This window comes from Enterobacter sp. (assembly GCF_977039595.1).
This window is the reverse complement of record NZ_CDRQYH010000104.1, coordinates 1-10,343: the sequence shown is the minus strand read 5'-3', so window position 1 is coordinate 10,343 and position 10,343 is coordinate 1. Positions and strand designations below refer to the sequence as shown.

Below are 10,343 nucleotides of genomic sequence, written 5' to 3'. Positions count from 1 at the left end.
TAAACACAAAAGAGCGATGTGCGCGATGGATCCGGAGTACCTTTTGAAGGTTCTGGGAAGCCTTTATTTACGGGAATTTTCATGATTTTTCCGTGCCCGGCCTACATTTGGGTCGCAGGCCCGGTAAGCGTAGCGCCACCGGGCGAAACCCACACTGATTAGAAGTTGTAACCTACAACCAGGTAACCACCCCAACCGGTAGAACGGACGTTTTCTTTCATCCAATTCAGGTCGGCGTCGTCGTTCCACTGACCGCCGTTGTGCCAGTAACGCGCCACTACAGAGTAGTGCCAGTGATCGTAGTTCAGCGCCAGGATGTGGCTGGAGGCGATGGAGTCGTTAGTACGCTGTTTAATACCGTTCTCTGCGTAACCGCTCTTATCTCCCAGTTCTGAACCCCAGTCGAAGTTGGTGAAGCCGATGTAGCTCAGGTTACCGCCCCACAGCTGAGTGATTGGTACAAAGTATTTCACTTTGAAACGGTAGCCATCCCACTCATTCTGGTTTTCTGCACCGTAGTTCTGCCACTGGTATTTCGCGTAAACGTTCAGGGACAGGCTCATTGGCAGGCCGGTGTCGATGTCCGTACCCAGACCCATATACCAGGTGCTCTGACGACCGGACTCGTTGCGGCCCATGTCGTAGATATAGTTGTTCGCGAAGTACCACTCTTTGAACGGACCGAAGCTGAGGTCGGTGCCGGTCAGCTTGTCGATGGAGAAGCGTGGTTCGATTTCCATGAACAGAGGGGAGCCGTGGTTCCAGATACCTTTAGCCTGAGAGTTACCGCCGAAGAAGACCGGTGCATCCATGTAGCCGTAGAAATCAAACCAGTCTTTCTTGGCGAATGCTTCGTACTCCAGGTAGGTATCGTTGCGGATCTGTGGTCCGAAACGGGTGTGGTAGCTGCCGACGACGTTAACGCTCTGGTGCCACCAGTCGGAGAGGTATTGTGGTTTATCGTTTTCCGCTGCGTTAACAGTGAAAGAGGAAGAAAGTGCCAGCACGGCGCCAGCTGCGAGTAATGTTTTTTTCATAATCATGCCACTGATTGAAATTCCCTTTCGGGAGTGAAAAATGCGCGAATTGCGTTTCTAAATATTTCGTGTTTCTGCGGTGCCTATTATAGGAATCCCTGCTCACAAAAATATGTGTTGTTTCACATATCTCTCACACGCGTAATCGATTGCGTTCACGTTTGCGTACTTTAAACGGCCGGGATTGTAGCGGCAATCATTTATGTTGCCAATCCATACGAAATGTAAATGTTAGCGGAGTGACATTTCGCTCCGCTAAAAAGGAGGGGATTAGTGCGCGGCGGGTTGAATGTCGTGAATGCGGATAAAGCCTAACTGTTCCGGCGTAACGCCGCTTAACTGAAGCGGAATATCCACATCGCTTGGTGCTAAAACACTTGCCGGGGCGGTGAAGAGCTGATTCTTCACGTTCACCTCCTGGTAATTCTCCGTTGTGCCCTGGATCTGGCCCCACTCGACGGTGCCGCTGAAGGCCGGAAGCGGATCGTTGGACTCTCCCTGGATGCGTAATGTTGCGTGAGTACCATCTGCGTTCGCCGCTACATTCACCAGAGACATTTTTAGCGTGCCGATCTGACTATTGAGACGCGCAGGCGTATTCGCGCCCGGCAGCAGATAAACCCCGCTGCTGGATTTGGCATTCAGCGCGTTTTGCTGGGTGATTTTCACCGTTTCTTTGTTCAGCTTGTCCATCGCCGTATTGAGCGTATTGACGCTCTGTTTCAACTGACGGACTTCGGTTTGCTGTGCACAGGCGCTAAGGGTGAAGAGGCTCCCCACCAGCAAGATTTTCAGGTAACGTCTTGTCATTGCGTTTATTTCCTTGAAATAACGGATCGCCTTAATGTTAGCCAGCATCATCATGTGAGATATAGATCCTTTGTCTCAAAAAGCTCTTCCTTTGTTGTCAGGCCAGATCAGGGTAAAATGAAAATTAGTTAACCAGATAACAGGGATACCGTATGCATTGCCCATTCTGCTCCGCTGTGGATACCAAAGTCATCGACTCTCGTCTTGTGGGCGAAGGGTCATCCGTACGCCGTCGTCGGCAGTGTCTGGTGTGCAACGAGCGTTTCACAACCTTTGAGGTTGCAGAGCTGGTAATGCCGCGCGTGGTAAAAAGTAACGACGTGCGCGAGCCGTTTAACGAAGAGAAACTGCGCAGCGGGATGCTGAAGGCCCTCGAAAAACGTCCCGTTAGTGCGGACGACGTGGAGATGGCGTTAAACCACATAAAATCTTACCTTCGTGGTTTGGGTGAGCGTGAAGTGCCAAGCAAAATGATCGGCAACCTGGTGATGGAGCAGTTGAAAAAGCTCGATAAGGTCGCCTATATCCGCTTCGCCTCGGTCTACCGCAGCTTCGAAGACATCAAAGAGTTTGGCGAAGAGATCGCCCGCTTACAGGATTAAGCTCATGCAGGATGAGATTTACATGGCGCGAGCCATGAAGCTGGCGCAGCGCGGTCGTTTTACGACCCATCCCAACCCGAACGTCGGGTGCGTTATCGTCAACGATGGCGAGATTGTCGGAGAGGGGTTTCACTATCGGGCGGGCGAACCGCATGCCGAGGTTCATGCGTTGCGCATGGCCGGTGAGAAGGCGCGCGGTGCAACAGCCTACGTTACGCTGGAGCCCTGCAGCCATCACGGGCGTACGCCGCCGTGCTGTGAAGCGTTGATCGCGGCGGGTGTTTCACGCGTGGTCGCATCGATGCAGGACCCAAATCCGCAGGTGGCGGGACGCGGTCTGTATCGCCTGCAGCAAGAAGGCATTGACGTCAGCCATGGTCTGATGATGCAGGACGCGGAAGCGCTTAACAAAGGTTTCCTGAAGCGCATGCGCACGGGGTTCCCGTATATTCAGCTCAAGCTGGGCGCCTCGCTGGACGGCCGTACGGCAATGGCAAACGGTGAAAGCCAGTGGATCACTTCTCCACAGGCAAGGCGCGATGTGCAACGTCTGCGCGCGCAAAGCCATGCTATTCTCACCAGCAGTGAAACCGTTCTGGCTGACGATCCGGCCATGACCGTGCGCTGGGACGAGCTGAATGCCGATACCCAGGCTCTTTACCCGCAGGAGAACCTGCGTCAGCCGCTGCGTATTGTCATTGATAGCCAGAACCGCCTGACGCCGGAGCACCGCATCGTCCAGCAGCCGGGGGAAACCTGGATTGCCCGCACCAAAGAAGATACTCGCGAATGGCCGGAAGGCGTGCGCAGCATTCTGGTGCCGGAACATAACGGTCACCTGGATCTCGTGGTGCTGATGATGCTGCTCGGCAAGCAGCAGGTGAACAGCATCTGGGTAGAGGCGGGGCCAACGCTTGCCGGTGCGCTCTTACAGGCCGGGCTGGTGGATGAACTGCTTGTTTACGTTGCGCCTAAACTGTTGGGCCACGACGCACGCGGCCTGTTTGTGCTGCCCGGCCTTGAAAAACTGGCCGACGCACCGCAACTCAAATTTAGTGAGATTCGTCCGGTAGGTCCGGATGTCTGCCTCCACTTAACGACAGCGTAATTGCTCCTTAAATAGGGAAGCAGTGCGCAAAGTATTATGATAAAATCCGCCCCCCTGCGGGGCCAAATGAACCCGTAAAGGAAGAGTATGAACATTATTGAAGCTGCTGTAGCTACCCCGGACGCTCGCGTCGCCATCACCATTGCGCGTTTCAACAACTTCATCAACGACAGCCTGCTGGAAGGTGCGATTGACGCCCTGAAACGTATCGGCCAGGTTAAAGATGACAACATTACCGTTGTTTGGGTTCCAGGCGCTTACGAACTGCCACTGGCGGCAGGCGCGCTGGCGAAAACCGGTAAATACGACGCGGTGATTGCGCTGGGTACCGTTATTCGTGGCGGCACTGCTCACTTCGAATACGTTGCGGGCGGTGCAAGCAACGGCCTGGCACACGTTGCGCAGGATGCTGAAATTCCTGTCGCATTCGGCGTGCTGACCACCGAAAGTATTGAACAAGCCATCGAACGTGCTGGCACCAAAGCCGGTAACAAAGGTGCAGAAGCTGCACTGACCGCGCTTGAAATGATTAATGTATTGAAAGCCATCAAGGCCTGATTTTTTTGTAAGGGGAATTCCGTGAAACCTGCTGCTCGTCGCCGCGCCCGTGAATGTGCCGTCCAGGCACTTTACTCCTGGCAGTTGTCCCAGAACGACATCGCTGATGTTGAATACCAGTTCCTGTCAGAACAGGACGTTAAAGATGTTGACGTTCTGTACTTCCGTGAACTGCTGTCGGGAGTGGCGACTAATAGCGCGTATCTCGATGGTCTGATGAAGCCTTATCTGTCCCGTCTGCTCGAAGAGCTGGGCCAGGTAGAAAAAGCAGTGTTGCGTATTGCGCTGTTTGAGCTGTCTAAACGTGATGATGTGCCGTACAAAGTGGCCATCAACGAAGCGATCGAACTGGCGAAAACCTTCGGCGCTGAAGACAGCCACAAGTTTGTAAACGGCGTACTTGATAAAGCAGCACCTGCGATCCGTCCCCACAAAAAGTGATCCGCAAACCGGAGTCCTGCATTGCCTGACGGGCGGTGCGGCTCCGGTTTTTTCTTTTATTTGCTGAGGCATAACGTATGGCATGCGGCGAATTCTCCCTGATTGCCCGTTATTTCGACCGTGTCAGAACCTCTCGTCTTGATGTTGAAACCGGCATCGGCGATGACTGTGCACTTCTCAATATTCCAGAAAAACAGACGCTGGCCATCAGCACCGACACTCTGGTGTGCGGCCGTCATTTCTTACCGGATATCGATCCTGCCGATCTGGCGTATAAAGCACTGGCGGTTAACGTCAGCGATCTGGCGGCGATGGGTGCCGATCCCGCGTGGTTAACGCTGGCGCTGACGCTGCCTGAGGTGGACGAAGCCTGGCTTGAAGCTTTCAGCGATGCGCTGTTTGAGCAGCTTAACTACTACGATATGCAGCTGATTGGCGGTGATACCACTGCCGGGCCGCTGTCGATGACGCTGGCGATCCACGGCTATGTGCCGCTCGGTCGCGCCCTGAAGCGCTCAGGCGCAAAACCCGGGGACTGGATCTACGTCACCGGTACGCCGGGCGACAGTGCGGCAGGGCTGGCGATTCTCCAGGATCGCTTAACCGTGAAGGATGCCGACGATGCGGCGTATCTGGTGAAACGCCATCTGCGCCCGACGCCGCGTATTCTGCACGGCCAGGCGCTGCGCGAGCGCGCGAGCTCTGCTATCGACCTCTCTGACGGGCTGATCTCAGATCTTGGCCATATTTTAAAGGCCAGCGGCGTTGGGGCGCGCGTTGATCTGGATCTGTTCCCGCTGTCAGAGGAACTGCTTCGTCATGTCGAACCTGCGCAGGCGCTGCGCTGGGCGCTGTCTGGTGGTGAAGACTACGAACTATGCTTTACCGTTCCGGAGCTGAACCGTGGAACGCTCGACGTGGCGTTAGCGCATCTTGGTGCGAAATTCACCTGCATAGGTCAGATCATGCCGGAGAGTGAAGGGCTGAAGTTTGTGAAAGACGGTGCGCCGGTTACGCTGGACTGGAAAGGGTACGATCACTTCGCGTGAGTTTGTACGCTTTGTATTGCCGGGTGGCGGCTCCGCCTTACCCGGCCTACAAAAGATGGGGCTTATTTAAACCCCACCACCGGATGCGGCTGATACGGGGTCTCCAGCTCGGCAACCTGCTCCGGCGTCAGCGTGATATCCACCGCGTTTAACAGTTCGTCCAACTGCTCTTCCCGGGACGTGCCGATAATGGGAGCCGCGACGCCGCGCTTGCCCAGTAGCCATGCCAGCGCTACCTGGGCGCGGGTTGCGCCGGTATCATCGGCAATCCCGGCCAGGCGTTCGGCAATCAGCGCATCGCTGGCCTCTGTTCCTTCATAGAGATTTTTTCCCACTTCATCCGATACCAGGCGAGCCGTGGTTTCCCCCCACGGACGGGTCAGGCGGCCGCGCGCCAGCGGGCTCCACGGGATAACCGCCACGCCCTCCTGGTGGCACAGCGGCAGCATCTCGCGTTCTTCTTCGCGGTAGATCAGATTGTAATGATCCTGCATGGTGACAAAGCGCGCCCAGCCGTGCTGCGCCTGCAGATCCAGCGCTTGGGCAAACTGCGACGCGTGCATAGACGACGCGCCGATGTAGCGTGCTTTACCGGCTTTGACCACGTCGTTGAGCGCCTCAAGCGTCTCCTCGATTGGCGTGTTGTAATCCCAGCGGTGAATTTGCAGCAGGTCGACGTAATCCATGTTCAGGCGCCTGAGGCTGTCATCAATGGAGCGCAGGATCTGCGCGCGAGAAAGGCCCTGCGGCAGGTCACCCACCGGGTAGTAGACTTTAGTAGCGACGACAACGTCATCCCGACGGGCAAAATCGCGCAGGGCGCGGCCGACAATCTCCTCGCTGCTGCCGTCGGAGTAGCTGTTGGCGGTGTCAAAGAAGTTAATGCCGCCCTCGATGGCGCGTTTGATGATCGGACGGCTGCTCTCTTCCGGCAGCGTCCAGGCGTGGTTTCCCCGATCGGGCTCGCCAAAGGTCATGCAGCCCAGGCAAAGTCGGGAAACCTTAAGGTCCGTTTTTCCTAATGTTGTGTATTGCACGGTTCCGCTCCTGCTGTTTAAACACCAGGTTTAAGCATAGCAGGAGCGGAAAAGGGGGAAGGGGTCAGTCCAGCCAGGCGCGGATTTTAGCTTCGATACCGGCAGCGTCCAGGCCAATCGCCGCGCGGGCTTCGTCCTGGGTACCTTGCGGAATGAAATGATCCGGCAGGCCGAGGTTCAGCACCGGCACGGCTTTACGATTTGCCATCAGTACCTCGTTCACGCCGCTACCCGCACCGCCCATGATGGCGTTTTCTTCCAGCGTCACCAGCACGTCGTGGGCCTCAGCCATACTCAGGATCAGAGATTCGTCGAGCGGCTTCACAAAGCGCATATCCACCAGCGTGGCATTCAGCGTTTCAGCCACTTTCGCGGCCTCGGGCATCAACGTGCCGAAGTTCAGGATCGCCACTTTTTCACCGCGACGCTTAACCACTCCTTTACCAAGCGGCAGTTTTTCCAGCGGCTGAAGCTCAACGCCTACCGCATTGCCGCGCGGGTAGCGAACGGCGCTTGGGCCATCCTGATAGTGGTAGCCGGTAAACAGCATCTGACGACATTCGTTCTCGTCGCTTGGCGTCATGACAACCATATCCGGAATGCAGCGCAGGAACGACAGGTCAAACGCGCCCTGGTGCGTCTGGCCGTCTGCACCGACGATGCCGGCACGATCGATAGCAAACAGCACCGGCAGCTTCTGAATCGCCACGTCGTGGATCACCTGATCGTAGGCGCGCTGCAGGAAGGTGGAATAGATAGCGACAACCGGCTTGTAGCCGCCGATCGCCAGGCCCGCTGCAAACGTCACCGCGTGCTGCTCGGCAATGGCCACGTCAAAATACTGGTCCGGGTATTTTCGGGAGAATTCGACCATGCCGGAGCCTTCGCGCATGGCCGGGGTGATCGCCATCAGCTTGTTGTCTTTCGCGGCGGTTTCGCACAGCCAGTCGCCAAAAATTTTGGAATAGCTCGGCATGCCGCCGCTGCTTTTTGGCAGACAGCCGCTGGACGGGTCAAATTTAGGCACCGCGTGGAAGGTGATCGGATCTTTTTCCGCAGGTTCGTAGCCACGCCCTTTTTTGGTCATGATGTGCAGGAACTGCGGGCCTTTCAGGTCGCGCATGTTCTTGAGTGTGGTCACCAGACCCAGCACGTCGTGACCGTCAACCGGCCCAATATAGTTAAAGCCCAGTTCTTCAAACAGGGTACCCGGCACGACCATGCCTTTGATGTGCTCTTCGGTACGCTTGAGCAGCTCTTTAATCGGCGGTACGCCAGAGAAGACTTTCTTGCCGCCTTCACGCAGAGAGGAGTAAAGCTTGCCGGAGAGCAGCTGCGCCAGATGGTTGTTTAACGCGCCGACGTTTTCGGAAATCGACATTTCGTTATCGTTGAGGATAACCAGCATGTCCGGCTTGATGTCGCCCGCGTGGTTCATGGCTTCGAAGGCCATACCGGCGGTGATGGCGCCGTCGCCAATCACGCAGACGGTGCGGCGCTGCTTGTTCTCTTTCTCGGCGGCAACGGCAATACCGATGCCCGCCGAAATGGAGGTAGAGGAGTGGCCGACGCTCAGTACGTCGTACTCGCTCTCACCGCGCCACGGGAACGGGTGCAGGCCGCCTTTCTGACGAATGGTGCCAATTTTATCGCGACGTCCGGTCAGAATTTTGTGCGGATAGGCCTGGTGACCCACGTCCCAGATGAGCTGATCGAACGGCGTGTTATAGACGTAGTGCAGCGCCACGGTCAGCTCTACCGTGCCAAGCCCGGAGGCGAAATGGCCGCTGGAGCGGCTTACGCTGTCGAGCAGGTAGCGACGCAGCTCGTCGCACAGCTTCGGCAGGCTCTCTTTCGGCAACAGACGTAACTCCTGGGTGGAGTCAACTAACGCCAGTGTCGGGTATTTGGCAATATCAAAACTCATCAAAGGCTCATCGAGATATATAGTTTATTTATCACGCTGGATTATATAGTCCGCTAGCGCTTCCAGTGCCGAGGTATCCAGCGATTGCGCAGCCAGTTCATTCAGCGACTGGCGGGCATCGTCAATCAGATCCCGGGCTTTACGTTGGGCTTGCTCAAGACCCAGCAGGGCGGGGTAGGTACTTTTGCCAAGCTGCTGGTCCGCACCCTGACGTTTACCCAATGTTGCAGTATCGCCCACCACATCCAGAATGTCATCCTGAACCTGGAATGCCAGACCGATACTTTCTGCGTATCTGTCCAGAATCGGCAGGGCTTTGCGCCCTTGTTCACCCGCGCTCAGCGCGCCCAGGCGAACGGCGGAACGAATCAGTGCCCCGGTTTTATGGCGGTGAATACGCTCCAGCTGTTCCAGATTAACCTGACGTCCTTCCGCTTCAAGATCCAGCGCCTGTCCGCCGCACATGCCGGCCACGCCGCTGGCCATTGCCAGCTCGGAGATCATCGCCAGACGGTCGCGGTCAGCCACTTCCGCCATTGGCGCGTCGCTCAGAATCGAGAACGCCAGCGTTTGCAGGGCATCACCCGCCAGGATGGCATTCGCCTCGCCAAACTTGATATGGCAGGTGGGTTTACCCCGACGCAAATCGTCGTCGTCCATGGCCGGGAGATCGTCGTGGATCAGCGAGTAGGCGTGGATGCACTCAACGGCGGCTGCCGGAGCGTCCAGCGTGCTATCGCTGATGCCAAACATATTGCCGGTGGCATACACCAGGAACGGGCGCAGGCGCTTTCCACCCAAGAGTGCGCCATAGTGCATGGCTTCAACCAGTGGAGTGTTCTGAAAAGGCTGTGGCGCAATAAAACGGCGCAGGGCGTCGTTGGCGCGTACGACACGCGCCTGAAGCTCGTTGGCAAAATCCATTTACTCGGCGTCCGGTGTGAAAGGCGTGGTTTTCGCGTCTTCGCTGTCGGAAAGCAGGATCTGCACGCGCTGCTCGGCCTGCTGCAGCTTGACCTGCCCCTGGCGCGCCAGCTGCACGCCACGCTCGAATTCGTTGAGCGCCTCTTCCAGCGGGAGATCGCCGCTCTCAAGACGGGTAACAATTTGCTCCAGTTCACTCAGCGCAGTTTCAAAACTGGCCGGTGCGTCGTTCTTCTTCGGCATAGTGAATTGACTCTTATATTCTTCGCCCCGACATGGTAACGGACTCGGGCGGATAAGCAAATAACGCGCAATGTGCACAGGAGGGGCGCGATGGTGGTATACTTGCGCGCCTGGATGCAGCCACGGGTGTGGGCTGCTGTACTCTTTTCCATTACAAGCCTTAATACGCTTGCCTAAGAAACATTGCCGCCATGAAGTTTATCATTAAATTGTTCCCTGAAATCACCATCAAAAGCCAATCTGTGCGTTTGCGCTTTATTAAAATTCTCACCGGGAACATTCGTAACGTATTAAAGCACTACGACGAAACCCTCGCCGTGGTGCGCCACTGGGACCACGTTGAGGTCCGTGCAAAAGACGAAAACAAACGTCAGGATATTCGCGACGCCCTGACCCGTATTCCAGGTATCCACCATATCCTGGAAGTGGAAGATGTCCCGTTCAGCGATATGCACGACATCTTCGAGAAAGCGCTGGTCCAGTACCGCGACCAGATCGAAGGCAAAACCTTCTGCGTACGCGTGAAGCGTCGCGGCAAGCACGAATTCAGCTCCATTGAAGTGGAGCGTTATGTCGGCGGCGGTTTGAACCAGCACGTTGAGACGGC

12 protein-coding genes are annotated in these 10,343 nt (G+C 56.2%); 6 read left to right on the top strand and 6 right to left on the bottom strand.

The features are described 5' to 3' along the window. Positions 1-158 precede the first annotated feature (158 nt). On the bottom strand, positions 159-1,037 hold the full coding sequence (locus ACWYRJ_RS19715) for a nucleoside-specific channel-forming protein Tsx (RefSeq protein WP_223581432.1): 879 nt from the start codon (positions 1,035-1,037) through the stop codon (positions 159-161). 270 nt (positions 1,038-1,307) lie between these two features. Then, a complete protein-coding gene (locus ACWYRJ_RS19710; protein WP_223581434.1) occupies positions 1,308-1,847 on the bottom strand; it encodes a SadB/YajI family lipoprotein in 540 nt (179 codons plus the stop codon). A 152-nt stretch (positions 1,848-1,999) separates the two neighbouring features. On the opposite strand from ACWYRJ_RS19710, the gene nrdR reads away from it, so the two are divergent. The 5 genes from nrdR (at position 2,000) to thiL (ending at position 5,605) form a co-directional block, all read left to right on the top strand. Continuing rightward, on the top strand, positions 2,000-2,449 hold the full coding sequence (nrdR, locus tag ACWYRJ_RS19705; RefSeq protein ID WP_008503337.1) for a transcriptional regulator NrdR: 450 nt from the start codon (positions 2,000-2,002) through the stop codon (positions 2,447-2,449). A 4-nt stretch (positions 2,450-2,453) separates the two neighbouring features. Further along, positions 2,454-3,557, top strand: coding sequence for a bifunctional diaminohydroxyphosphoribosylaminopyrimidine deaminase/5-amino-6-(5-phosphoribosylamino)uracil reductase RibD (gene ribD / locus ACWYRJ_RS19700; protein ID WP_111963425.1), 1,104 nt, complete (start codon positions 2,454-2,456; stop codon positions 3,555-3,557). A gap of 87 nt (positions 3,558-3,644) precedes the next feature. After that, complete coding sequence (ribH, locus tag ACWYRJ_RS19695) at positions 3,645-4,115, top strand: 6,7-dimethyl-8-ribityllumazine synthase (protein ID WP_006176874.1); 471 nt, start codon at positions 3,645-3,647, stop codon at positions 4,113-4,115. A gap of 21 nt (positions 4,116-4,136) precedes the next feature. After that, positions 4,137-4,556, top strand: a complete 420-nt coding sequence (nusB, locus tag ACWYRJ_RS19690; RefSeq protein WP_006809908.1) for a transcription antitermination factor NusB — start codon at positions 4,137-4,139, stop codon at positions 4,554-4,556. 77 nt (positions 4,557-4,633) lie between these two features. Then, complete coding sequence (gene thiL / locus ACWYRJ_RS19685; RefSeq protein WP_115874341.1) at positions 4,634-5,605, top strand: thiamine-phosphate kinase; 972 nt, start codon at positions 4,634-4,636, stop codon at positions 5,603-5,605. A 62-nt stretch (positions 5,606-5,667) separates the two neighbouring features. Here thiL and ACWYRJ_RS19680 read toward each other — a convergent pair whose 3' ends face one another. The 4 genes from ACWYRJ_RS19680 to xseB all read right to left on the bottom strand — a co-directional run bounded on the left by ACWYRJ_RS19680 (position 5,668) and on the right by xseB (position 9,736). Continuing rightward, positions 5,668-6,642, bottom strand: a complete 975-nt coding sequence (locus ACWYRJ_RS19680; RefSeq protein ID WP_111963423.1) for an aldo/keto reductase — start codon at positions 6,640-6,642, stop codon at positions 5,668-5,670. 64 nt (positions 6,643-6,706) lie between these two features. Continuing rightward, positions 6,707-8,569 carry a 1-deoxy-D-xylulose-5-phosphate synthase gene (dxs, locus tag ACWYRJ_RS19675; protein WP_133293878.1) on the bottom strand — a complete coding sequence of 621 codons (1,863 nt, stop codon included), beginning with the start codon at positions 8,567-8,569 and terminating at the stop codon, positions 6,707-6,709. A gap of 24 nt (positions 8,570-8,593) precedes the next feature. Continuing rightward, positions 8,594-9,493: a (2E,6E)-farnesyl diphosphate synthase gene (gene ispA / locus ACWYRJ_RS19670; protein ID WP_133293879.1), complete on the bottom strand. Its 900-nt coding sequence runs from the start codon at positions 9,491-9,493 to the stop codon at positions 8,594-8,596. Next, the gene (gene xseB, locus ACWYRJ_RS19665) at positions 9,494-9,736 is read right to left on the bottom strand and encodes an exodeoxyribonuclease VII small subunit (RefSeq protein WP_008503331.1); all 243 of its coding nucleotides are present in this window, start codon (positions 9,734-9,736) and stop codon (positions 9,494-9,496) included. It lies immediately after the preceding gene. Between the two features lie 191 nt (positions 9,737-9,927). On the opposite strand from xseB, the gene ACWYRJ_RS19660 reads away from it, so the two are divergent. Continuing rightward, on the top strand, positions 9,928-10,343 hold a 416-nt coding region (locus ACWYRJ_RS19660; protein WP_455508465.1), incomplete at its 3' end, for a THUMP domain-containing protein.

What these genes read in the sequence shown, in the direction of transcription:
- ACWYRJ_RS19715 (WP_223581432.1), bottom strand. Translation starts at nt 1,037, where the DNA reads ATGAAAAAAACATTACTCGCAGCTGGCGCCGTGCTGGCACTTTCTTCC.
- ACWYRJ_RS19710 (WP_223581434.1), bottom strand. Translation starts at nt 1,847, where the DNA reads ATGACAAGACGTTACCTGAAAATCTTGCTGGTGGGGAGCCTCTTCACC.
- nrdR (WP_008503337.1), top strand. Translation starts at nt 2,000, where the DNA reads ATGCATTGCCCATTCTGCTCCGCTGTGGATACCAAAGTCATCGACTCT.
- ribD (WP_111963425.1), top strand. Translation starts at nt 2,454, where the DNA reads ATGCAGGATGAGATTTACATGGCGCGAGCCATGAAGCTGGCGCAGCGC.
- ribH (WP_006176874.1), top strand. Translation starts at nt 3,645, where the DNA reads ATGAACATTATTGAAGCTGCTGTAGCTACCCCGGACGCTCGCGTCGCC.
- thiL (WP_115874341.1), top strand. Translation starts at nt 4,634, where the DNA reads ATGGCATGCGGCGAATTCTCCCTGATTGCCCGTTATTTCGACCGTGTC.
- dxs (WP_133293878.1), bottom strand. Translation starts at nt 8,569, where the DNA reads ATGAGTTTTGATATTGCCAAATACCCGACACTGGCGTTAGTTGACTCC.
- ispA (WP_133293879.1), bottom strand. Translation starts at nt 9,493, where the DNA reads ATGGATTTTGCCAACGAGCTTCAGGCGCGTGTCGTACGCGCCAACGAC.
- xseB (WP_008503331.1), bottom strand. Translation starts at nt 9,736, where the DNA reads ATGCCGAAGAAGAACGACGCACCGGCCAGTTTTGAAACTGCGCTGAGT.